21 protein-coding genes are annotated in these 23,533 nt (G+C 71.0%); 3 read left to right on the top strand and 18 right to left on the bottom strand.

Going from position 1 to position 23,533, the window contains the following annotated elements:
- Positions 1-98: 98 nt before the first annotated feature.
- The 13 genes from ABF401_RS06335 to ABF401_RS06275 form a co-directional block, all read right to left on the bottom strand.
- On the bottom strand, positions 99-1,556 hold the full coding sequence (locus ABF401_RS06335) for a glutamate synthase subunit beta (protein ID WP_353508695.1): 1,458 nt from the start codon (positions 1,554-1,556) through the stop codon (positions 99-101).
- Positions 1,549-6,114, bottom strand: coding sequence for a glutamate synthase large subunit (gene gltB, locus ABF401_RS06330; RefSeq protein WP_353508694.1), 4,566 nt, complete (start codon positions 6,112-6,114; stop codon positions 1,549-1,551). The genes ABF401_RS06335 and gltB overlap by 8 nt, the downstream gene beginning before the upstream one ends.
- Before the next feature lie 104 nt (positions 6,115-6,218).
- Entirely contained in the window at positions 6,219-7,244 is a 1,026-nt protein-coding gene (lgt, locus tag ABF401_RS06325) for a prolipoprotein diacylglyceryl transferase (protein ID WP_353508693.1), read from the bottom strand.
- Positions 7,241-8,041, bottom strand: coding sequence for a tryptophan synthase subunit alpha (trpA, locus tag ABF401_RS06320; RefSeq protein WP_353508692.1), 801 nt, complete (start codon positions 8,039-8,041; stop codon positions 7,241-7,243). The genes lgt and trpA overlap by 4 nt, the downstream gene beginning before the upstream one ends.
- Positions 8,038-9,297, bottom strand: a complete 1,260-nt coding sequence (gene trpB, locus ABF401_RS06315; RefSeq protein ID WP_353508691.1) for a tryptophan synthase subunit beta — start codon at positions 9,295-9,297, stop codon at positions 8,038-8,040. Before trpB ends, trpA begins: the two co-directional genes overlap by 4 nt.
- A gap of 2 nt (positions 9,298-9,299) precedes the next feature.
- Complete coding sequence (gene trpC, locus ABF401_RS06310; RefSeq protein WP_353508690.1) at positions 9,300-10,106, bottom strand: indole-3-glycerol phosphate synthase TrpC; 807 nt, start codon at positions 10,104-10,106, stop codon at positions 9,300-9,302.
- Between the two features lie 5 nt (positions 10,107-10,111).
- A complete protein-coding gene (locus ABF401_RS06305) occupies positions 10,112-10,384 on the bottom strand; it encodes an HGxxPAAW family protein (RefSeq protein ID WP_353508689.1) in 273 nt (90 codons plus the stop codon).
- 85 nt (positions 10,385-10,469) lie between these two features.
- Positions 10,470-11,051 carry a Trp biosynthesis-associated membrane protein gene (locus tag ABF401_RS06300; protein WP_353508688.1) on the bottom strand — a complete coding sequence of 194 codons (582 nt, stop codon included), beginning with the start codon at positions 11,049-11,051 and terminating at the stop codon, positions 10,470-10,472.
- Entirely contained in the window at positions 11,048-12,571 is a 1,524-nt protein-coding gene (locus tag ABF401_RS06295; protein WP_353508747.1) for an anthranilate synthase component I, read from the bottom strand. The genes ABF401_RS06300 and ABF401_RS06295 overlap by 4 nt, the downstream gene beginning before the upstream one ends.
- 158 nt (positions 12,572-12,729) lie before the next feature.
- Positions 12,730-13,146, bottom strand: coding sequence for a phosphoribosyl-AMP cyclohydrolase (hisI, locus tag ABF401_RS06290; RefSeq protein WP_353508687.1), 417 nt, complete (start codon positions 13,144-13,146; stop codon positions 12,730-12,732).
- Between the two features lie 102 nt (positions 13,147-13,248).
- Entirely contained in the window at positions 13,249-15,057 is a 1,809-nt protein-coding gene (locus ABF401_RS06285; RefSeq protein ID WP_353508686.1) for an ABC transporter ATP-binding protein, read from the bottom strand.
- On the bottom strand, positions 15,054-16,901 hold the full coding sequence (locus ABF401_RS06280) for an ABC transporter ATP-binding protein (protein WP_353508685.1): 1,848 nt from the start codon (positions 16,899-16,901) through the stop codon (positions 15,054-15,056). Before ABF401_RS06280 ends, ABF401_RS06285 begins: the two co-directional genes overlap by 4 nt.
- A complete protein-coding gene (locus ABF401_RS06275) occupies positions 16,898-17,461 on the bottom strand; it encodes a GNAT family N-acetyltransferase (protein ID WP_353508684.1) in 564 nt (187 codons plus the stop codon). Before ABF401_RS06275 ends, ABF401_RS06280 begins: the two co-directional genes overlap by 4 nt.
- A gap of 80 nt (positions 17,462-17,541) precedes the next feature.
- On the opposite strand from ABF401_RS06275, the gene ABF401_RS06270 reads away from it, so the two are divergent.
- Positions 17,542-18,183, top strand: coding sequence for a TIGR03085 family metal-binding protein (locus ABF401_RS06270; RefSeq protein ID WP_353508683.1), 642 nt, complete (start codon positions 17,542-17,544; stop codon positions 18,181-18,183).
- A gap of 441 nt (positions 18,184-18,624) precedes the next feature.
- Here ABF401_RS06270 and hisF read toward each other — a convergent pair whose 3' ends face one another.
- Positions 18,625-19,410 (bottom strand): imidazole glycerol phosphate synthase subunit HisF, encoded by a 786-nt coding sequence (hisF, locus tag ABF401_RS06265; RefSeq protein WP_502908199.1) that lies wholly within the window; start codon positions 19,408-19,410, stop codon positions 18,625-18,627.
- 34 nt (positions 19,411-19,444) lie between these two features.
- On the opposite strand from hisF, the gene ABF401_RS06260 reads away from it, so the two are divergent.
- Together ABF401_RS06260 and ABF401_RS06255 are read left to right on the top strand one after the other, a co-directional pair.
- A complete protein-coding gene (locus tag ABF401_RS06260) occupies positions 19,445-20,065 on the top strand; it encodes a nucleoside/nucleotide kinase family protein (protein WP_353508681.1) in 621 nt (206 codons plus the stop codon).
- Positions 20,047-21,267: an MFS transporter gene (locus ABF401_RS06255; RefSeq protein WP_353508680.1), complete on the top strand. Its 1,221-nt coding sequence runs from the start codon at positions 20,047-20,049 to the stop codon at positions 21,265-21,267. Before ABF401_RS06260 ends, ABF401_RS06255 begins: the two co-directional genes overlap by 19 nt.
- A gap of 19 nt (positions 21,268-21,286) precedes the next feature.
- On the opposite strand, the gene ABF401_RS06250 is transcribed toward ABF401_RS06255, so the two are convergent.
- Genes ABF401_RS06250 through ABF401_RS06235 form a run of 4 tightly spaced genes read right to left on the bottom strand, consistent with a single transcriptional unit; the run spans position 21,287 to position 23,422 of the window.
- Positions 21,287-21,823 (bottom strand): flavin reductase family protein, encoded by a 537-nt coding sequence (locus ABF401_RS06250; protein WP_353508679.1) that lies wholly within the window; start codon positions 21,821-21,823, stop codon positions 21,287-21,289.
- Positions 21,820-22,296 (bottom strand): PH domain-containing protein, encoded by a 477-nt coding sequence (locus ABF401_RS06245; protein ID WP_353508678.1) that lies wholly within the window; start codon positions 22,294-22,296, stop codon positions 21,820-21,822. The genes ABF401_RS06250 and ABF401_RS06245 overlap by 4 nt, the downstream gene beginning before the upstream one ends.
- Positions 22,293-23,138, bottom strand: a complete 846-nt coding sequence (hisG, locus tag ABF401_RS06240; protein WP_353508677.1) for an ATP phosphoribosyltransferase — start codon at positions 23,136-23,138, stop codon at positions 22,293-22,295. The genes ABF401_RS06245 and hisG overlap by 4 nt, the downstream gene beginning before the upstream one ends.
- A gap of 20 nt (positions 23,139-23,158) precedes the next feature.
- Entirely contained in the window at positions 23,159-23,422 is a 264-nt protein-coding gene (locus tag ABF401_RS06235) for a phosphoribosyl-ATP diphosphatase (RefSeq protein ID WP_353508676.1), read from the bottom strand.
- Positions 23,423-23,533: the final 111 nt, after the last annotated feature.

Genomic DNA, 23,533 nt, shown 5'->3' with positions numbered 1-23,533 from the left:
TGGACGAAGGGCGGGAGTGCTGGGACTGCGCGTCCCCGCCGACCAGCTCAGCGGCATACGGACAGGTCGTATGCCGCTGGGCTGGGTCGCGTTGGACCTCAGACCGCGAGGGGCCGCTCGGTCGGGGCGATGGGACGCGGCAGCGAGCTCGAGCCGGTGAGCCAGGCGTCGACTCCGGCGGCAGCCGCGCGGCCCTCGGCGATGGCCCACACGATGAGGCTCTGGCCACGACCCGCGTCACCCGCGACGAAGATGCCCGGCACGGAGGACATGTAGTTCTTGTCGCGCCGGACGTTGGACCGCTCGTCGAGCTCGACGCCGAGCTGCTCGACGACACCCGGACCCTGCGGACCGAGGAAGCCCATGGCGAACAGGACCAGCTGGGCCGGGATCTCGCGCTCGGTGCCGGCCCTGGGCTGCGGTCGACCGTCGACGAGCTCCACCTCGACCAGCCGCAGGGCGGCGACCCTGCCCTGCGCGTCCCCGACGAACTCCGTCGTGCTCACCGAGTAGATCCGGTCCCCACCCTCCTCGTGCGCGCTGGCGACGCGGAAGATCATCGGGTAGGTCGGCCACGGCTGGTTCGCGGGTCGGTCGTCACCGGGCTGCGGCATGATTTCGAGGCTGGTGACCGACCGGGCCCCCTGCCGGTGCGCGGTTCCGATGCAGTCGGCCCCGGTGTCACCGCCGCCGATGACGATGACGTCCTTGCCGGTGGCGAGGATCTGGTCCTCGACCACCTCGCCCAGCGCCGCCCGGTTGCCTTGCGGGAGGTACTCCATCGCCTGGTGCACGCCGCGCAGCTCGCGGCCCGGGGCCTGCAGGTCGCGCGGCACCGTCGCCCCGATGGCGAGGACGACCGCGTCGTAGCGATCGCGCAGCTGCCGCCCCGTGAGGTCGACACCGACATCGACCCCACTGCGGAAGCGAGTGCCCTCGGCCTGCATCTGGCTGAGGCGCCGGTCGAGCACCGACTTCTCCATCTTGAACTCAGGGATGCCATAGCGCAGCAGTCCACCCGGCTTGTCGGCGCGCTCGAAGACCGCGACCGTGTGTCCGGCGCGGGTCAGCTGCTGGGCGGCCGCCAGACCGGCAGGGCCTGAGCCGACGACGGCGACCGTCTTGCCGGACAGACGCTCCGGCGGCAGGGGCCGGACCAGCCCGCGGTCGAACGCCTGCTCGATCGTCGACACCTCGACCTGCTTGATGGTCACCGCCGGCTGGTTGATGCCGAGCACGCAGGCCGTCTCGCACGGGGCCGGGCAGAGCCGTCCGGTGAACTCCGGGAAGTTGTTCGTCGCGTGGAGCCGCTCGATGGCATTGGCCCAGTCACCGCGCCAGGCGTGCGTGTTCCACTCCGGGATGAGGTTGCCGAGCGGGCAGCCCTGGTGACAGAAGGGGATGCCGCAGTCCATGCACCGGCCGGCCTGACGCTGGAGCTGGCCGAGCTGCTGCTCCTCGTAGACCTCCTTCCAGTCCCGGATGCGCACCGGGACGGGGCGTCGGGCGGGCAGCTCGCGCTGCCTCGTGGTGAGGAAGCCTTGGGGGTCAGCCATGGGAAGCCTCCATGATCCGGTTCCACACGTCCGGGCCGTCGGCGTCGAGGCCCTCGGCCACCGCCTCGGCCCGGACGTCGAGAACCCGCTGGTAGTCACGCGGGAGGACGAGGGTGAACCGCCCGCGGGCGCTCCCCCAGTCATCGAGCAGGGCCTCGGCGACCGGCGAGTCGGTCCAGGCGACATGGTCGGTCAGGAGTTGCCGGACCGTCGTCTCGTCCTCCGTCCGCAGCGGCGAGAGACCGACGAGCTCGCGGTTGACGAGCTCGGGCCGCAGGTCGAGGACGTAGGCGACGCCGCCGGACATGCCGGCCGCGAGGTTGCGTCCGGTTGTCCCGAGGATGAGGACGGTGCCCCCCGTCATGTACTCGCACCCGTGGTCGCCGACGCCCTCGACGACGGCCGTGACCCCGGAGTTCCGGACACAGAACCGCTCACCGACGACGCCTCGGAGGAAGAGCTCGCCCGTGGTGCCGCCGTAGCCGATGACGTTGCCGGCGATGACGTTCTCCTCGGCGACGAGCCGTGCCCTCTGGTGCGGGCGGACGACGATCCGACCACCGGAGAGCCCCTTGCCGACGTAGTCGTTCGCGTCGCCGAGGAGGCGCAGGGTCACCCCAGCGGGCAGGAAGGCGCCGAACGACTGGCCACCGGAGCCGGTCATGGTCAGCTCGATCGTGTTGTCCGGCAGGCCGTGTGGGTGTGCTCTGGTGACGTGGTGGCCGAGCATCGTGCCGACGGTCCGGTTGACGTTGCGGACCGCGATCTCGCTGCGGACCTGCTCACCGCCCTCGATCGCGGGCAGGGCCCGGGTGATCAGCTCGTTGTCGAGTGCCTTGTCGAGCGCGTGGTCCTGCGCAGTCGTCTGGTGCAGCGTCCCGGCGGTGGGGTTGTCGGCAACCGACAGAATCGGCGTGAGGTCGAGCCCGGACGCCTTCCAGTGCGCGATCGCCTTGTCGAGATCCAGGCTGCCGACCTGGCCGACGGCCTCCTCGATCGAGCGGAACCCGAGGGCCGCGAGGTGCTCGCGGACCTCCTCGGCGACGTACTCGAAGAACGTCTCGACGAACTCCGGTTTGCCCGTGAAGCGCGAGCGCAGCTCCGGGTTCTGTGTCGCGATCCCGACCGGACACGTGTCGAGGTGGCAGACCCGCATCATGATGCAGCCGGAGACGACGAGTGGCGCCGTCGCGAACCCGAACTCCTCCGCCCCGAGCAGGGCCGCGACGACGACGTCCCGCCCCGTCTTGAGCTGGCCGTCCACCTGCACGACGATGCGGTCGCGCAGACCGTTGAGCACGAGCGTCTGCTGTGCCTCGGCGAGCCCGAGCTCCCACGGCGCTCCCGCGTGCTTGAGCGACGTGAGCGGCGACGCGCCCGTGCCCCCGTCGTGGCCCGAGATGAGCACGACGTCGGCGTGGGCCTTCGACACCCCGGCGGCCACCGTGCCGACCCCGACCTCCGAGACGAGCTTGACGTGGATCCGCGCGGAGGGGTTGGCGTTCTTGAGGTCGTGGATCAGCTGGGCGAGGTCCTCGATCGAGTAGATGTCGTGGTGCGGTGGAGGCGAGATGAGGCCCACGCCCGGTGTGGAGTGCCGGGTCCGAGCCACCCACGGGTAGACCTTGTGGCCGGGCAGCTGACCACCCTCCCCCGGCTTGGCACCCTGGGCCATCTTGATCTGGATGTCGTCCGAATGGGTCAGGTAGAGGCTGGTGACACCGAACCGCCCGGACGCCACCTGCTTGACGGCCGATCGCCGCTCCGGGTCGAGGAGCCGGTCGACGTCCTCGCCGCCCTCGCCCGTGTTGGAGCGTCCGCCCAGACGGTTCATCGCGACGGCCAGCGTCTCGTGCGCCTCCTGGGAGATCGAGCCGTAGCTCATCGCGCCCGTGTTGAACCGCTTGACGATCTCGCTGACCGGCTCGACCTCGTCGATCGGCACCGGCAGGCGGCCGGTGACCCCGGCCGACTTGAACGCCATCAGGCCACGCAGGGTCATCAGCCGCGACGTCTGGTCGTCGATGCGCCCGGTGTACTGCTTGAAGATGTCGTAGCGGCGCTGCCTCGTCGAGTGCTGCAGGCGGAACACCGTCTCGGGATCGAACAGGTGCGGCTCCCCCTCGCGTCGCCACTGGTACTCCCCGCCGACGTCGAGCACGCGGTGGGCCTGGTAGACCCCGTCGGGCGGGTAGGCGGTCGCATGGCGCTCGGACGTCTCCCTCGCGATGACGTCGAGGCCGACGCCCCCGAGCTGCGAAACAGTGCCCGTGAAGTAGCGGTCGACGAGGTCCTGGGCGAGGCCGATCGCCTCGAACACCTGGGCCCCTCGGTAGGACGCGACGGTGGAGATGCCCATCTTGGACATCACCTTGAGCACTCCCTTGCCGAGTGCCTTGATGAGGTTCTTCACGGCCTGCTCCGGGGTCACGCCCTCGAGCTGGCCCGACCGGACGAGGTCCTCGACGGTCTCCATCGCGAGGTACGGGTTGACCGCGGCGGCCCCGTAGCCGATGAGCAGCGCCACGTGGTGGACCTCGCGCACGTCACCCGCCTCGACGAGCAGGCCGACCTGGGTCCGGGTCTTCTCGCGGATGAGGTGGTGGTGGACGGCCGCGGTGAGCAGCAGCGAAGGGATGGGCGCGAGGTCACGACCCGAGTCACGGTCGGAGAGGACGACGAAGCGGGCACCGCGCGAGATCGCCTGGGAGACCTCGGCGAAGATCTCCTCGAGCCGGTCGCGCATCGCGGCCGCTCCCCCGGTCACGTCGTAGAGGCCGCGGATGACGTGGGTCGCGTAGCCGGGCAGGTCGCCGTCGGCGTTGACGTGCACGATCTTGGCCAGCTCGTCGTTGTCGATGACGGGGAACGTCAGGACGATCTGGCGCGCGTGCGCCGGGGAGGCCGACAGGGCGTTGCCCTCAGGACCCATCGTCGTCGACAGCGAGGTGACGAGCTCCTCACGGATCGCGTCGAGCGGTGGGTTCGTCACCTGCGCGAAGAGCTGGGTGAAGTAGTCGAAGAGGAGCCGGGGGCGCGACGAGAGGACGGCGATCGGCGTGTCCGTGCCCATCGACCCGAGGGCCTCGGCCCCGGACCTCGCCATCGGCGTGAGGAGAATGCGCAGGTCCTCGGTCGTGTAGCCGAAGGTCTGCTGGCGGCGCGCGACCGAGGACGCAGTGTGGACGATGTGCTCCCGCTCGGGCAGGTCCTCGAGGCGGATGAGCCCCGCGTGCAGCCACTCGCCGTAGGGCTTGCCCGCCGCGAGCTGGCCCTTGATCTCGTCGTCGCTGACGATCCGGCCGTGCTCGGTGTCGACGAGGAACATCTTCCCCGGCTGGAGGCGGCCCCGCTGGACGATCGTCCCCGGGTCGAGCTCGAGGACGCCGGACTCGGACGCGAGGACGACGAGGCCCTCGTCGGTGACGGTGTAGCGCCCGGGCCGCAGGCCGTTGCGGTCGAGCACGGCCCCGACGAGGGTGCCGTCCGTGAAGCAGACGTTGGCCGGGCCGTCCCACGGCTCCATGAACGTCGAGTGGAACTCGTAGAACGCACGCCGGGCCGGGTCCATCAGCTCGTGGTTCTCCCAGGCCTCCGGGATCATCATGAGGACCGCGTGGGGCAGCGACCGACCGCCCAGGTGGAGCAGCTCGAGGACCTCGTCGAAGCTGGCCGAGTCGGACGCTCCGGGGGTGCAGATCGGGTAGAGCCGCTCGAGGTCGCCCGGGATGATGTCCGAGGTGAGCAGGCTCTCTCGCGCGCGCATCCAGTTCCGGTTGCCCTTGACCGTGTTGATCTCGCCGTTGTGTGCGATGAACCGGTAGGGATGCGCGAGCGGCCAGGAGGGGAAGGTGTTGGTCGAGAACCGGGAGTGTACGAGGGCCAGCTCGGTCGCGAAGCGAGGGTCGGACAGATCCGGGAAGAACGGCTCGAGCTGGCCGGTGGTGAGCATGCCCTTGTAGACGATCGTCCGTGAGGAGAGCGAGGCGAAGTAGACGTCGGCCTCGTGCTCGGCGCGCTTGCGCAGGCAGAAGGCGAGCCGGTCGAGCCCGAGCGCGACCTGGCGCCCCATGGCCGAGCTGACGAAGAGCTGCTCGACGTGGGGCATGCAGGCTCGAGCAGCCGCGCCGACGAGGTCGGCCTCGACGGGCACGTCACGCCACCCGAGCACCTTGAGGTGCTCCTCGGCGGCCAGCGCCTCGATCCTCGCCTTGGCGGCGGCCCGAGCGGCCGGCTCCGTGGGCAGGAAAGCCAGCCCAGCGGCATACGCCCCGGCATTGGGGAGCGGGAAGGGCACGGTCCCGCGGAAGAACGCGTCCGGCAGCTGCGTGAGGATCCCCGCCCCGTCGCCGACGAGGGGGTCGGCGCCCGTGGCACCGCGGTGGTCGAGGTTGCGCAACGCGGTCAGCGCATGCTCGACGATGTCGTGGCCCGCCGATCCCCTCATCGTCGCGATGAGGGCCACCCCACACGCGTCGTGCTCGAACTCGCGACGGTACAGACCCGAGTCGTCCGGGTGGGTACTGAACAGTCCACGCGTGCGGGTGTGCGGCGACATCTTCACCGTCCTTACCAGTTGTCGAACCCCTGACGTTGGGTGAGGGCGTGTGGACGGCCTTGGCCACAAGCTGTGGAGAAAACTACTGCCCGCTTCGGCGTGTCCTACTCTTTGATACGCGGTGTTTCGGATCGTGAGACGCTGTCGGCCGCCTCCGCGGTCTGGGCAGGCTGGTCGGCCTCCTCCGCTCTGTCCGCCTTTGCTGCCTTGTCCGGCTCGTCGGACTCATCCGACTCGTCAGCTGGTGAACCAGGGGCGCCCACGGGCGGCAGGGCCCGGGCGTCGGCCCGCCTGCCGAACCAGCGCCACAGCCAGAGGCCGAGGAGGAAGACGAGGATCGAGGTCCACGTGTTGACCCGCTGGCCGAGGATGTGGGTGGCCGGGTCGGTACGCATGTTCTCCACGATGATCCGGCCGATGGGATAGCCCATGACGTAGGCGGCGAAGACCTGTCCCCGCGCCAGGTCGAAGCGCTGGCCCAGCCAGATGAGGAACGCAGCGAGCGCGAGCACCCACAACGCCTCGTAGAGGAACGTCGGGTGGAAGTAGCCAAGCACGACCGGGTTGCCATCAGGTCCGACCACGGCTCGTCCGGCGGACTGGTCGAACTCGTACACCTTGAGCCGCCAGGGCAGGTCGGTGGGCGCGCCGTGCAGCTCGTTGTTGAACCAGTTGCCGAAGCGGCCCATCGCCTGGGCGATCGCCACTCCGGGAGCCGCTGCGTCGATGAAGTCGCGGAAGTCGACCGCGGACCTGCGGCAGCCGATCCAGGCCCCGACAGCGCCGAGGGCGATGGCACCCCAGATACCGAGTCCGCCCTCGTAGATCTTGAGGGCATCGGCCGGGTTCTTGCCGGGCCCGAAGTAGAGGTGGTTGTCGGTGATGACGTGGTAGATGCGTCCGCCGATGATGCCGAAGGGCACGGCCCAGGCGGCGATGTCGACGGCCGCACCGGCCGACACCCCCCGGGCCGCGAGCCGGCGCTGGGTGAGCCAGACCGCGACGATGATGCCGGCGAGAATGCACATGGCATAGGCGCGGATCGGCACGGGCCCGACGTTCCAGACCGACTGGGTCGGCGACGGGATCTCGGACGCAAGACTTGGCAGTATGCCGCTGAGCCGGCTCACGCGCGCCCCCTCCGTACGCCGTCGGCGAGTTCCCGAGCGAGGGCGCCGAGCGCCTCGAGCCCGGCCTCGGTGGTGGCAGCCTCGGTGAGGCACCGCACGAGCGCGGAGCCGACGATGACACCGTCGGCGAACCGGCCGACCTGGCTGGCCTGGTCCCCGGTGGAGACCCCGAGCCCGACGCAGACTGGCAGGTCGGTGACCGCCCGGGTCCGCGACACGAGGTCCTCGGCTGCCTCGTCGACGCTGGCCCGCGCCCCAGTGACCCCCATGACGGCCGTCGCGTAGACGAACCCCCGACAGTGCGAGGTGACCTCGGCCAGGCGCTCAGGGGTCGAGCTCGGCGCGACGAGGAACACCCTGTCCAGCCCATGACGGTCGGCGGCGCCGATCCAGTCCGCGGCCTCGTCGGGGATGAGGTCGGGGGTGATCAGCCCAGCACCGCCGGCGTCTGCGAGGTCGGCGGCGAACCGGTCGACGCCGTAACGGAGGACCGGGTTCCAGTACGTCATGACGAGGGCTCCGGCGCCAGCTGCGGTGACGCCGCGCACGGCTTCGAAGGTGTCCTTGAGTCGCACACCGCCCTCGAGGGCCCGCACGGCGGCATCCTGGATGACCGGCCCGTCCATGACGGGGTCGCTGTAGGGCACCCCGATCTCGATGATGTCGACGCCCGATCGGACGAGAACCTCCATGGCCGCTATCGAGTCGGAGACGGACGGGAAGCCGACCGGGAGATAGCCGATGAGCGCCGCGCGTCCCTCCCGACGGCAGGCCTCGATGATGGGACCCACACTCACAGCTGCTCCCCCGTCCCCTTGGCACCGGGTGCGTCGAAGGGCTCGTCCCGGGGCTCGGTCGGGTGGTCGCCGATGAGGCCGAACCACCGCGCGGCGGTGTGGACGTCCTTGTCGCCGCGCCCGGAGAGGTTGACGAGGATGACCGCGTCCGGGCCCAGCTCCCTGCCGAGCTGCATCGCGCCGGCGAGGGCGTGGCTGCTCTCGATCGCGGGGAGGATCCCCTCCGTGCGGCTGAGCAGGCGGAACGCCTCCATGGCCTCGACGTCCGTGATGGGACGGTACTCCGCCCGCCCCGACTCCCGGAGGTACGCGTGCTCGGGCCCGACGCTCGGGTAGTCGAGGCCGGCCGAGACGCTGTGCGACTCGATGGTCTGGCCGTCCTCGTCCTGCAGGACGTACGTGAAGGCGCCGTGCAGCACGCCCGGGATCCCGGTGGAGAATCGGGCGGCGTGCTTGCCGGAGTCGATGCCCGACCCGCCTGCCTCGAGCCCGACGAGGCGCACCGATGCGTCGTCGATGAACCGGTGGAAGATGCCCATCGCGTTGGACCCCCCACCGACGCAGGCGCACACGACGTCTGGAAGCCTGCCGACGAGGTCCAGCACCTGCTGCCGCGCCTCGATGCCGATCACGCGGTGGAACTCGCGGACCATCTCCGGGAAGGGATGGGGTCCCGTGACGGTGCCGAGCACGTAGTGCGTGGTCGCGACGTTGGCGACCCAGTCCCGGAAGGCCTCGTTGACGGCGTCCTTGAGCGTCTGGCTGCCGTGCTCGACCGGCACGACCTCGGCGCCGAGCAGCTGCATCCGAGCAACGTTGAGGGCTTGGCGCTCGGTGTCCTTCCGGCCCATGTAGACGACGCACTCGAGGCCCAGCAGCGCCGCCGCCGTCGCCGTGGCCACACCGTGCTGCCCGGCTCCCGTCTCTGCGATGACCCGCGTCTTGCCCATGCGCTTGGTCAGCAGCGCCTGGCCCAGCACGTTGTTGATCTTGTGCGAGCCGGTGTGGTTGAGGTCCTCGCGCTTGAGGATGACCCGCGCGCCGCCACAGTGCTCGGCGAACCGCGGCACCTCGGTGATGATGCTCGGGCGGCCGGTGTAGGTCCGATGCAGCCGCTCGAGCTCGCCGACGAACGCCGGGTCGACGGCCGCCTTGCGCCAAACCTCCTCGAGCTGCTCGAGTGCGGGGATGAGCGCCTCGGGGACGTAGCGGCCGCCGAACGCGCCGAAGCGCCCCACGGACACGGTCTGGGACATCGTCACTCCTCGTTGGACGCGTCGCGCGCGGCCTCGATGAACCGCCGCACGGCGTCGGACGGTGCGCCGCCGGTGACGAGGGCCTCACCGACGAGCACGGCTCGCGCACCGGATCGAACGTAGTCGACGACGTCAGAAGGCCCGGCGACTCCCGACTCGGCGACGCCGACGACCTCCTCCGGCAGCTGTGGCAGGAGGCGGGCCACGACCTGCGGATCCACCTCGAGCGTCTTGAGATCGCGGGCGTTGACCCCGACGAGCGCCGCTCCGAGTCCCAGCGCCCGCTCGAGCTCCTCGGCGTCGTGGACCTCGACGAGCGGCGTCATGCCGAGGCCGGTGGCCTGGTCGTACAGCTCATGCAGCAGCGGGTCGTCCAAGGCGGAGGCCATGAGCAGGACGAGGTCCGCGCCGTGGGCCCGCGCCTCGACGACCTGGTAGGGGTCGACCATGAAGTCCTTGCGGAGCACGGGGATCCGCACGGCGGAGCGGACGGCGTCCAGGTCGGCGAGGCTGCCACCGAACCTGCGCTGCTCGGTGAGGACGCTGACCGCGCTGGCCCCGCCGGCCTCGTACGACGCGGCGAGCCGCCCCGGCTCCGGGATCGCGGCCAGCGAGCCCTTGCTCGGGCTGCGGCGTTTCACCTCGGCGATGACGGCAACCCCGGGGGCCGTGCGGAAGGACGGCAGCAGGTCGATCGGCGGCGCGGCATCCGCGGCTCGGGCCTCGACCTCGGAAAGCGGCGTGGCGGCACGACGGCTTGCGAGATCCTCGCGAACGCCGTCGATGATCCCGTCGAGAACCGTCGGCACAGCTCTCAGCTCTTGCCGACCGTCGAGGTGCCGTGCTCGTCCGGGGCGTCGGCGACGAGGCCCTCGCCCTCCCGGTCATGCGGCCTGCTGCCGTAGCCGGCCATGGCGAGGACCTTGCCCACGATGGCACCGATGACGATGACCACCGCAGCGATGATGCCGAGCACCATGTTCGGCAGGACGACAGCGATGCTGCCGATGGCCGCGCCGACCAGCATGATGCCCACCGCAGCCCACGCCGCCACGCTGTGCCCGTGGTCCTCGTGCTGCTCTTCCATGAGGTTCTCCCATCCGGTCGGCGTCTCGTACCGGTCGCCGCCACGTCGTCAGGCGGCTGCTCCCGACCGCCTTCGGGTCATTCTGTCAGGTCCGGTCCGGCCCGTCGCGAAGGGTGGGGTCGTGGCCCTCACTGAGCTCGTCCCACGTCGTGCGGACCTCTCCGCGGGGCCCGCTGGCGGGCTTGGTGCGCTCGTAGCGGGCAGAGAGTCCGGACCAGTTCCGGCTCGACACGGCTGCGGCAACGGTGCCGCACACGAGGACCGCGGCAGCGACGAGCGCGGCCCAGCCCCATCCGGTCGTGATGCCCGTCGCGTCCGGCGCCGTCGTCCTCGCGAGCTGCCGGGACAGGGCGTCACCGACGACCACGCTCGGCCGGAGGGCCACGAACGCCGTCAGGGCCAGGGTGCCCAGGGCCGACACGACCATGACGACCGCGGAGGCAGTCCGGATCACCGGGCCGCCGGTCATGAGCGCGAGGAGCGCGACCACACAGATGACGGCCAGTCCGACCGCACCGGGGGCGGCGGCGGCTCCGGTGACGTCCACCGCTCCGCCGCTCAGCACGTCACCGGTCGTGCCCCGAGCCCAGACCTGGGTGGACAGGGCGATGAAGAGAACCGCGGGGAGGGCCACGGCCAGGGCCGAGCGGCGCTTGTCGAGCCTCACCGGACCACCGGCCTCAGGCCTTCGGCCGCGGCCACCGCACGCAGGGCGGCAGCCGCCTTGTTGACGGTCTCCTCGTACTCGAGGTGCGGGACGGAGTCCGCGACGATCCCCGCTCCTGCCTGGACGTGGGCCTGTCCTTCCTTGATGAGGGCGGTCCGGATGGCGATGGCCATGTCCAGGTCGCCCGCGAAGTCGAGGTATCCCACCACCCCGCCGTAGAGACCGCGTCGAACCCCCTCGTAGTGGTCGATGAGCGCCATGGCGCGTGGCTTCGGGGCCCCGGAGAGCGTACCGGCCGGAAACGTGGCGACGAGGGCGTCGTAGGCCGTGCACTCAGGGCGGAGCTCGCCCACGACGGTCGACTCGATGTGCATGATGTGGCTGTAGCGGCGCACCGACATGAAGTCGACCGTGTCGACGGTTCCGGCCCGGCAGATCCGCTGGAGGTCGTTGCGCGCCAGGTCGACCAGCATGAGGTGCTCGGCGCGCTCCTTGGCGTCCCCGAGCAGGTCCTCGGCAAGGTGGGCATCGTGCTCCGGGCTCTTGCCGCGCGGACGAGATCCGGCGATGGGGTGGGTGATGGCCTGGCGTCCGGTGACCTTGATGAGCGCCTCGGGACTGGAGCCGACGACGTCGTAGGACGACCCGTCGGGGTGCGGCAGACGCAGCAGGTACATGTAGGGGCTCGGGTTGCTCACCCGGAGGGCGCGGTACACGTCCAGCGCGTCCGCCCGGCACGGCACGGTGAACCGTTGGGAGACGACGATCTGGAAGGCCTCCCCCGCCCGGATGGCCTCCTTGGCCTGCTCGACCATCGCCTCGAACTGCTCCTGCGTGTGGCTGCTTCGCGGCTGCGCGCCCAAGGGGTCGATCGTGGCGACGGTGCTCGGCGCCGGAGCGGCGAGCTCCTCCGTCATGCGGTCGAGCCGCCCGACGGCGTCGGCCCAGGCCTGCTCGATCCGCTCGTCCGTGGCGTCGTGGTTGACGGCGTTGGCCACCAGGAGGAGCGAGCCGTCGCTGTGGTCGAACACGGCGAGGTCGGTGGCGAGCATCAACGCCAGCTCCGGAAGCTCGAGCTGGTCCCACCCGGAGTCCGGGACCCGCTCCCAGCGGCGCACGGCGTCGTAGCTGATCGCACCGACGAGGCCGCCGGTGAGGGGCGGGAGGCCGGGGATGCGCGGCGTGGCAAGCGCTGCGACGGTGTCACGGACGGCTGCCGTCGGGTCACCGGATCGGGGCAGGCCGACCGGCACGTCGCCGACCCAGTACGCCTCGCCGTCGCGTTCGGTCAGGGTGGCGGCGCTCCGGGCTCCGACGATGGAGTACCGGGACCAGACGCCGCCGTGCTCGGCCGACTCGAGCAGGAAGGTGCCCGGTGCGTCCTTGGCGAGCTTTCGGTACACGCCGACCGGGGTCTCGGCGTCCGCGAGCACCCGTCTGACGACGGGGATGACCCGACGGTGCTCCAGGGCCAGCTCGGTGAAGACCCCGAGGCTCGGCCACGTCGTCCCCCAGGTCAGGTCGGCGTGCGGGACCGGCGAGGAGTTCGCTGCGCTCGCCGGCGTCGGAGCGCTGGTCGGTTCCGTGGTCGTCCTGGACACGTGCGCCATTCTCGCGCACCCGCGGCCGGCTTCCTCCGCCGCCCGCGATCCGGGATGCAGGACCGGTTTCAGCCGCGTCAGCCCGTGGACTCTGCCGACTCTCCCGACGAGCCCTCCCCGACCACCGCTGGGAGGACGCGGGCATCGAAGCACGTCCGGTCGCCCGTGTGGCAGGCCGCCCCGACCTGGTCGACCTGGACGAGCAGCGCATCCCCGTCGCAGTCGAGCCGGATGCCGCGGACCCACTGGACGTGGCCGCTCGTGTCGCCCTTGCGCCAGTAGGCCCTGCGGCTCCTCGACCAGAAGGTGACGCGGCCGTCCGCGAGGGTGCGCCGGAGCGCCTCCTCGTCCATCCAGCCGAGCATGAGGACCTCGCCGCTGTCGTGCTGCTGCACGATGGCGGCGACGAGCCCGTGCTCGTCCCGCTTCAGCATCGCCGCGATGGCGGGATCGAGCGCGGGTGTTTCGGTGCTGGTCGACTCGGTCACCGGCACATTCTGCCCCGACCCCGTACGTCCGGGCCAAAGGAGGAGTCGTATGCCGCTGGGCCGGCTGCGCTGTCCCCCACCGTCTGCGCTCGGCTCGGGCATCCGTGGTCACAGCGCCCGTTGCTGCGCGGACCAGGACTGGTGGAGGCGGGTGTACACACCACCGACGCCGACGAGTTCCGTGTGGTGCCCGCGCTCGACGATGCGGCCGGCGTCCACGACGACGACCTCGTCGGCCGCCTCCGCCGTGGAGAGGCGGTGCGCGATGGCGATGGAGGTGCGACCTCGCGTCAGGGAGTCGAGAGCACGTTGGAGCCGTACCTCGGTGCTGGGGTCGACGGCCGAGGTGGCCTCGTCCAGCACCAGCAGATCCGGGTCGGCGAGATAGGCGCGCGCCAGTGCGACGAGCTGGCGCTCACCGGCGGAGAGAGACTCGCCGCGCTGGCCGACATCCGTGTCCAGGCCGAGCGGCAGCGTGGCGACCCAGGCGTCGAGGCCGAGCTCGCTGAGGGCGAGGCGGACGTCGTCTGCGCGGGTGTCCGGCCTCCCGAAGCGGATGTTGTCGAGCAGGCTGGCGTCGAAGAGGAAGCCCTCCTGGGGTACGAGGACGACCCGTTGCCGCAGCGAGGCGAAGCTGATGGTGCGCAGGTCGGCCCCGTCGACGAGGACCCGCCCGGTGGTCGGATCCATCAGCCTGGTGAGCAGCTTGGCGAGCGTCGACTTGCCGGAGCCGGTCTCGCCCACGATGGCCACCCTGCTGCGTGGGGCAATCGCGAGGTCGATGTCGTGGAGCACCGGCTCCCCGCCCGGGTAGGCGAAGCCGACCGCCTCGAAGTGCACCGAGATCGGCCCGCGGGGCAGGGTCACCCCGTCGGTGGGGTCGGCGACGTCGGCCGGCGAGTCGATGATGCCGATGACGCGCCGCCAACCGGCCACGGCGTTCTGCAGCTCGGTGAGGATCTCGGTGGCCTGCTGGACGGGCATGGTGAAGAGATTGACGAGGAAGAGGAAGGCGAGCAGCTCGCCGAGGGTCAGCCGCCCATTGGCTGCGAGGACGGTCCCGACGACGAGGACGACCGCCGTGGTCAGCCCAGAGACGAGCTGACCCGACGTGAAGGCCATGACGGCACGGGCCTGGGCGCCGATCGCCGCCGTGCGATGGTTCTCGATGGCGGTGTCGATCCGCTGGGCCGTGCGGTCCTCGACGCCATAGGCGCGGATCGCCTCGGCGCCGACGACCGCCTCTGAGATGGCGCCAAGCATGTCGCCGACCCGCTCGCGGACCTTCGTGTAGCTGCGGCCGACGACTCCCTGGAACCTGCGGATGATGAGGAAGAGGGGCACGAAACAGGCCCAGACGACCAGGCCGAGGACCGGGCTGTAGACGAGCATGAGGACCGTCGCGAGCGTGATCTGGGCGACGTTGATCATGAGCATCAGGCCGCCGAACTGGACGAACATCGAGATCGTGTCGACGTCGGACGTCACCCGCGAGACGAGCGAGCCCCTCCGCTCCGTGTTCTGCGTCAGCATCGAGAGGTCGTGAATGTGGCGGAACGCCTTGAGCCGCAACGTGGCCAGCCCGCTCTCCGAGGAGCGGAACAGCCGCACGTTGACGAAGTAGGCCGAGAAGGCGGTCACGACGACCCCGCCGAGCGCGAGCGTGAGGTAGCCCAGGACGACATCGATGTCGGGGCCGCCAGTCGCCAGGAGGCCCTGGTCAGTCACGCGCTGGACGACGAACGGCACGAGCACCCGTCCCACGGTCGCGAGGACCGCGAGCAGCATGGTCACGCTGATGCCCCTGCCCAGCTCGGGCGACAGCTGGACGCCGCGGCGGAGCGTGGCCCACGTCGTCAGGTCCCGACCCGACGCGATCCCGTGGTGCTCGACGGGTGGTGCGAACCGCATGCTCATCGGGCCACCTCCTTGGCCGCGGTCGCGGCTCGCTCTGCGGCCTCGCGGGCATAGGCGGTGACGAGCTGTTCGTAGCCGGGGCACCTGCCCAGGAGCTCGGCATGCGTCCCGTGGTCCACGATGCGTCCCTCCTCGATGTAGACGACCTCGTCCGCGAGCAGGATCGTGGCCATCCGGTAGGCCACGACGAGGACCGTGGTGCCGGAGCTGGCGTCCCGCAGCCTCGAGAGGATCGCCTGCTCGACCGACGGGTCCACGGCAGACGTGGCGTCATCGAGGATCAGGAGCTGCGGGTTGCGGACCACCGCTCTCGCCAGCGCGATCCGCTGGCGCTGTCCGCCGGACAGGCTGGCGCCTCGCTCGCCCACGCGGGTGTCGAGCCGCTTCGCCAGACGTCCGACGAAAGCCGATCCCTGGGCCACTTCGAGGGCGCGCCACACCTCGCTGTCGTCGTGGTCCGCCCCGAGCGTGATGTTGTCCCGGACGGTGTCGTCGAACATGAAGGTCTGCTGCGCGACGAGGGCCGCGACCTCGGAGACGCCGCCGCGCCGGACCTGACGGAGGTCGATGCCGTCGATGAGCACGGCTCCTGAGTCGGGGTCGACGAGCCGCACGAGCAGACTCGTCAGCGTGGACTTGCCGCTTCCCGTAGGACCGACGACAGCGACGGTCGCGCCAGCCGGAAGGTCGAGGGTCACCCCGACAACCGCCGGGTTGACCCCCGACTCACCGTCCTCGGTCTCGATCTCGTAGGCGTAGGACAGGTCCTCGGTCGTGACCGCGCTGGCCCGGCCGCGGGGCAGCGCTCGGTCGCCGTACCGCAGGCCGCCACTGGCGTCGAGCACGGCTGAGACCCGGTGCCAGCCGACGACGGCCCGTGGCAGCTCAGCCAGCACCCATCCGAGGGCCCGGACGGGGAAGGCGGTGATCGAGAACAGGTAGGCGATCTGGGTGACCTCCGCCGCCGAGAGCTCCCCGGCCCGCACGCGCAGCGTCCCGATGAGCAGGACGGCGAGGGTTCCCAGGGTGGGAATCGCCTCGACCGCCGGGTCGAACCGGCCCCGTGTCCGCCCCACCTCGATGTTGGCATCGCGCAGCTCGTGCGTCACGGCGCGGAACCGGTCGGTCTCGTGGTCCTCCCGACCGAGGGACTTGACGATGAGAGCGGCCTCGAAGCTCTCATGGGCCACCTCGGACACATCGGCGCGCAGCTGTTGGGCACGAGTCACCCGTGGGGACATCGCCCGCTGGAAGGCGACGTTGGCGGCGAACAGCAGCGGGTACACGGTCAGGCCGACCACGGCGAGGATCGGGTCTATGACGAGCATCTGGACGATGCCGAACAGGAGCATGACGAGGACCCCGATCGCCATCGGCAGCGGGGCGAAGACGTTCCACGTCGCCTCGACGTCGGCGTTGGCGTTCGACAGCAGCTGTCCCGAGGGATGACGGTGGTGCCAGCTGAGGGGCAGGCGGAGGTACTGCCGCGTGACGTCACGCCGATACTTCGCACCGAGGTTGTACATGGCGATGCCGCCGGCGAGGCGGCGGCCGATGACGCCGATGACAGTGACGAGGACGACGGCGGTGAGGACGCCGCCGATGAACCACAGCTGGCTCGCCGTGACATGGCGAGCCTCGATCGCCGGGGCAACGGCCCGGTCGACGACCCACCCGATGGCCCAGGCCATCAGGCCGGTCATGACGCCGTAGACGGTCGCCCCGACGACGGCGACCGCGAACCAGCGCGGCTCCCCCGCGATGCCGCGGCGAACGACGGCCAGACCCTCACGCAGAGTCGACGGGGCAGCGGTTTTCGGCGCGGCTGCGGCCGAGCTGCTCACGTGTGCCGCTCCCCACCGACGGCACCAGCAGTCCGAGCGGGCCGGACGGTCGGCACCCAGTACCGGACGCTCGTGCCCCGAACGTCCTCCTGCACGCCGCCGTTCGCCTCGATCGTGCGAGCGGAGGCGACGTTGTCCTCCTCGCACGTGACGAGGGCGGGGTCGATGCCGAGGCGCGCTGCCAGGTCCAGCGCGAGACGGAGGGCGGCCGTGGCGACCCCTCGCCGACGGGCGCTCGGCCGAACCGCGTAGCCGATGTGCCCACCGACGACGAGGAGCACATCGGTGAGTCGGTGACGCACCGTGATGGTCCCGACGAGCCGATCGTCGTCGAGGATCCACCTGTAGCTGGCGGGGACCCAGCCCCCCGGCAGCGCTGTCCCCGGCACCTCGTACGAGGCGAGCAGGTCCACCCACACCTCGAGTCCGCCGGGCCGCTCGAGCTCGGCGCGATCGTCCGGTCGGTAGGCCGAGCCGTGGATCGGTGCGACACCGAACTCGTCCACCATCTCCCACCACGCGTCCGCGAGGAGGCTGGTGGGACGAACGAGCTCGATCATCCCTCGACCCTAGGTCGGCGCAGGCGGTGCCTGCCACCAGGTTTGGTCGTGCCGCGTCGGGGACTGAGAGGATGAGGCTCATGACGCGCCTCGCCTGGTCCGAACGCCAGCAGCTCTGTGACGACCTGGAGCGGCTCGGTCCAGACGCCCCGACCTTGTGCGAGGGCTGGGCGACTCGAGACCTGGCCGCCCACCTCTTCGTCCGCGACGCCCGCCCCGACCTCAGCATCGGCGTCGTCCTTCCCCTCCTCGGCGGACGTCTCAAGCGGGAGCGGGACAAGCTGGCCCAGGGCGACTACCACACCCTCGTGAACCGGGTCCGCGCCGGCGCCCCGGCGTGGAATCCCATGTCGCGTCCCCGGGTCGACGAGCTGGCCAACCTCATCGAGTTCTTCGTCCACCACGAGGACGTTCGTCGGGCTCAGCAGTCCTGGGCTCCTCGAGACCTCCCCGACAACGAGCAGCGTGCCCTGTGGGCGGCCCTGCGCAGGATCGCCCGGCTCATGTTCCGCAAGTCACCGGCCGGGGTCGTCCTCGTCGCCCCCGGAGTCGGTCGCCATGCGGCGAAGCTGCCTGACGAGCACGGCACCGTGGTGTTGCGGGGCGCCCCCGCTGAGCTGGTGCTCTTCGCCTACGGACGCGGCGACCACGCCGAGGTGCAGTTCGAGGGGCAGGCGGACGACGTGGTTGCGCTCCGCGAGTCGAGGCTGGGCCTGGGCTGACCTCGCGCAGAGCCCTCCCGTCCGTCGACTGTGCAGTTCCCGCCGCCCCTTTTCGTCGACTGTGCAGTTCGCGCCGCCCCTTTTCGTCGACTGTGCAGTTCGCGCCGCCCCTTTTCGTCGACTGTGCAGTTCCCGCCGCCCGGGATGGGAGCAATGACGAGACCGGACCCTCCCGCCAGCTCCGCACGGCGCGGCGTTTGCTGCACACTCGACCAAAGGGTCGTATGCCGCTGGGCCGGCTCCCCCCACCACCCTCGCCAGGTGCCGCGCGGCCCTCCGTCGACTGTGCAGTTCGCGCCGCCCGGGATGGGAGCAATGACGGGACCGGCCCCGCTCCCGCCAGCTCCGCACGCACGAACCGCACCACCTCGTCCCGTCACTCGTCCTGCACGGCGCGGCGTTTGCTGCACACTCGACCTAAACGGGGTGGCGAGCGGGCGGCTAGCGGATGACGACTCCCGCCTCACGCAGGGCCTGCTTGACCTGGCCGACGGTGAGCTCGCCGAAGTGGAAGACGCTCGCGGCCAGGACGGCGTCCGCCCCCGCCTCGACCGCAGGAGCGAAGTGCTCGACCCGGCCGGCGCCACCACTGGCGACGACGGGAACGGCCACGGCCGCGCGCACTCGCCGGATGAGCTCCAGGTCGTAGCCGTCCTTGGTCCCGTCCGCATCCATCGAGTTGAGCAGGATCTCTCCTGCGCCGAGCTCGGCGGCCCGGGCACACCACTCGACGGCGTCGAGATCCACGGGCGTGCGGCCCCCGTGGGTCGTCATCACGAAGTCCTCTGTCCGGCGACCCGCCTCGTCGATTCTCCGCCGGACGTCGGCCGAGAGCACGAGCACCTGGGCGCCGAACCGATCCGCGATCTCCGCGATGAGCGCGGGACGGGCGATCGCGGCGGTGTTGACGCCGACCTTGTCGGCTCCGGCACGCAGCAGCCGGTCCACGTCGTCGACGCTGCGCACTCCCCCACCGACCGTGAGGGGGATGAAGACCTGCTCCGCGGTTCGCCGGACGACCTCGTAGGTCGTCTCGCGATTCCCCGAGCTCGCCGTCACGTCGAGGAAGGTCAGCTCGTCGACGCCCTGCGAGTCGTAGAGCTTCGCGAGCTCGACGGGGTCCCCGGCATCGCGCAGGTTCGCGAAGTTGACACCCTTGACGACCCGGCCTGCATCGACGTCGAGGCAGGCGATCACCCTGGTGGCGACGGTGCTGCGGCTGGTCACGGGGTCAGCGTAGATCGCGAGTAGGGTCGCGCTCATGTGGGACCAGATCACGGAACCCGCCGACCCGGGGCACGTCGAGACGGTGGTCGAGCTCGCCCTGGATGTCCGGCCGCGCTGCGGCGACACGACCGTCGTCGCCATCGACGGCCGGAGCGGCGCGGGCAAGACGACGCTCGCGCTCGGCGTCGCGGCCGACCTGAGGTCCTACGGCACCATGGCCATCGTCCACATGGATCACCTCTACCCGGGCTGGGACGGGCTCGCCGAGTCGTCTGACCTCCTGGCCACCCGCATCCTCGAGCCGATCTCGCGAGCGAGCACAGCGGCATACGCCCGATGGGACTGGAAGGCAGGCGGCTGGGACGGCACGACCGCCCTCGAGCCGACTGACTTCCTCGTCATCGACGGCAGCGGCTCCAGCGTCGGCCCGGCGCGCCCATACACGGCGGTGGGCGTGTTCGTCGACGCCGACCCGATGCTCCGGATGTCGCGCGGGCTGGCCCGGGACGGCGACACGTACCGGCCGCACTGGCAGCGCTGGGCGGCGCAGGAGGACACGGTCTTCGCCGCGGACGAGACGAGGGCCCACGCGGACCTCGTCATCGACACCACGGGACGTGGTCTACGGTCAGCCGGGTGGAACCAGCCGACGTGACCGAGGGCGCCGAGGTCGGCCTGCGCGCGAGGCCGCTGCCGCCGCTCTGGGTCACTGCGGTCGCACTCCTTGCCGTGGCCGGCAACCTGCGGACCGCGATCACGAGCGTGCCGCCCCTGATCGACGCCATCTCGCGCGACCTGGGGCTGAGCCACGCCGCCGCCGGTGCCCTGACCACGCTGCCCGTTCTCTGCATGGGGGTGTTCGCGCCCATCGCGTCCGCGATCGCACACCGCCTCGGCGCCGTCGCCGCCGTGCTCGCCGCCGTGGCCTGCGTCGTCGTCGGCACCGGGAGCAGATGGTTCGGCGACGACGTGCCGACCCTCTACGTCGGGACGTTCGTGGCCGGCGTCGGGATCGCCGTCGCCGGGTCGCTCCTCCCGCGCCTCGTCAAGGCGTTCTTCCCGCCGGAGCGCGTCGGGCTGGTCACCGGGCTCTACATGTTCGCGATGATGGGCGGGGCGGCTCTCGCGTCCGCCGTGTCGGCCCCCCTGGCCGACCGCCTCGGGTCCTGGCAGGCGTCGCTCGCGTCGTGGGGCCTCCTGGCGCTCGTCGGCCTGGTCGTGTGGGCCCCGTTCACGCTGCGCGCGAACCCGCACCACATGCAGGGCGAGGGGGGTCGCGGCCGGCTGCCGTGGCGACATCACACGGCATGGCTCGTCGCCGGTTACCTCGCCCTGCAGTCCTGGTGCTTCTACTCCGCGGTGACCTGGCTGCCGCCGACCTATGTCGAGCTCGGCTGGGACCGGTCCGCGGCCGGCTACCTCGGCGCCGTGTTCAGCGGGGCGCAGGTCGTCTCCGGGCTCCTCGGGCCGGTCCTCAGCGACCGGGCCACCGACCTGCGGCGGCTGCTCCTCGTCGCGGCCGGGCTCGGCATCCTCGGCTGCCTCGCCATCTTCACGGCACCCGAGGCGGCGCCGTGGCTGTGGGCCCTGGTGCTCGGTCTCGGCCAGGGCGCGGCCTTCTCCCTGGCTCTGGTCCTGCTCGTCCGCTACGCGCTGACGCCAGAGGCGAGCGGGCGGCTCACCGGCATGGCCTTCCTCTTCTCCTACGGCGTGGCCTCGGTCGGGCCCTTCGCGATGGGCCTGGTCCGCGACATCACCGGCGGGCTGTCACCCATCTGGGTCGTGCTCGCTGCGATCGGCGTCGTGCAGGGCCTCGTCGTCACGCGTCTGCGTCCCGACCTCCCCCGTATCGCCTGAGCCGCGCAGCGTCGTGCCGTCAGCCCCAGTAGTCGTCCACGGCCTCGGCGTCGGGGCCCTCGGCCTCCGGGGTCTTCTCCGTGACGGTGAACGTGCCGCGGTAGAACAGCATCGGGCGGCCGGCCCCCGTGTCGTCGAGGCTGAGGACCCGTCCGATGACGACGTCGTGGTCGCCGGCGACATGCACCTGGTCCACGGCACAGTGGATTCGCATCAGGGCCTCGGCCAGGCTGGGGCCGCCGTCCGCCGAGGGATACCAGTCCAGCCCGTCAAACCGGCCTCCGGACGGCGAGCCGAAGCGCTCGACGATGTCGTGCTGCTCGTGGTGGAGGACGTTGACGGTGAACAGCCCAGCGTCTCGCATGCGCGGCCAGGAGCGACCGCGGTGGTCGGCGCAGAAGAGCACGAGCGGCGGATCGAGAGACACGGAGGCAAAGGACTGGCAGGCGAAGCCCACCGGGTCGCCGTCCAGGGTCGTGCCGGTGACGACCGTGACGCCCGTGGCGAAGTGGCCGAGCGCGTGACGCATCTGCTCGGCGCTCGGCTGCGGACTCATGACGAGGACTCCTCGCGGAACTCGCCGAACGCCTGGATCAGCGCGGCGAGCCGGGAGGCCTCGCGGCCGGAGATCTCGCCGTCGGCCTTCTGGATCGCCATGACGGCAAGGGTGTCGCCGTCCACGAGGTCGAGGCTGACCCACGGCTCACCCCCGCCGAACTGGATGCCGACGATCTCGGCCCACGCCAGGGTCCTCGTCAGGACGAGATTGCGGACGGTGAGCCCGTCGCGGCTCGGGATGGCGACGATCGCGGCATACCGCCAGGCCAGGGCGGCGATGACGACGCCGAGCCCGAAGAGCATGATCCGGTCGGCCACGCCCCAACGCCCCTCCTGCTCGGGCATGATGACGGCGATGAGGCCGAAGAGCAGCAACGACGCCCACACGACGCCGAGGGCGACGACGCGGCCTCGCCTCGGCCGGAACGGCGCCAGGGCGTCCGAGGGAGTGCTGGCCGGGGAGGTGCTCACAGTCGGCAGGCCGCGATGTCGGTGACGAGGATGGCCCGCGCGCCGAGGTCGTAGAGCTCGTCCATGAGCCGGTTCCGTCCCAGGCGCGGGACCATGGCACGCACCGCGACCCAGGCGTCGTCCTGCAGGGGCGAGACCGTCGGGGACTCGAGCCCCGGCGTCAGCTCGGTCGCCTTGGCGACGATGTCCTTCGGGCAGTCGTAGTCGAGCATGACGTACGTCCGAGCCGTGATGACGCCCGCGAGCCGGCGCTGGAGCACGGAGGTCGCCTGCTGCTCCCCGGGTCGGTCGCCCCGGATGAGGACGGCCTCGGACCGCAGGATCGGCTCGCCGAAGACCTCGAGACCCTGCTGGCGCAGCGTGGTCCCGGTCTCGACGACGTCCGCGATGACGTCGGCGACGCCGAGGGTGATCGCCGTCTCGACCGCGCCGTCGAGACGCACGACCTCGGCCTCGATCCCACGCCTGGCCAGATCGGTCCGGACGAGTCCCGGGTAGGAGGTGGCGACGCGGTTCCCCGCGATCTGCTCGACCGTGGTGACCTTGCCCGGCCGCGCGGCATAGCGGAAGGTCGAGGCGCCGAAGCCGAGGGACATGACCTCGAGGGCGCTCGCCCCCGAGTCGAGGAGCAGGTCACGGCCGGTGACGCCGCCGTCGACCGTCCCAGATCCCACGTAGACGGCGATGTCGCGTGGGCGCAGGTAGAAGAACTCGACGTCGTTGTCGGGGTCCGCGACGACGAGCTCCTTGGCGTCCCGACGGGTGCGGTAGCCCGCCTCCCGCAGCATCTCGACGGTTGCATCGGACAGGGAGCCCTTGTTGGGCACGGCGATTCGAAGCATGGCTGGGTCCTCGGGGCGGATCAGAGGTGGGCGTAGACGTCGTCGAGCGTGATGCCCTTGGCGAGCATGAGGACCTGCAGATGGTAGAGCAGCTGGCTGATCTCCTCGGCGGCCTCGCCGTTCGACTGGTGCTCAGCGGCCATCCACACCTCGGCCGCCTCCTCCACGATCTTCTTGCCGATCTCGTGGACGCCGGCGTCGAGTGCGGCGACCGTCCCCGAGCCCTCAGGGCGCGTCGCGGCCTTCTGGGCCAGCTCGGCGTACAGCTGCTCAAAGCTCTTCACGGTCTAGAGCGTACTTACCGTATGCCGCTGGGCTCGGTGCCGCCCGATCCGTGGCCATCCAGCGCCCTTCCGTTCGAGGTATCGCTCCGGTTCGAGGTATTCGTTCGCTCT

The organism is Intrasporangium sp. (assembly GCF_040414665.1).
Taxonomy (GTDB): Bacteria; Actinomycetota; Actinomycetes; order Actinomycetales; family Dermatophilaceae; genus Intrasporangium.
This window is presented reverse-complemented; position numbering and strand designations above follow the sequence as displayed.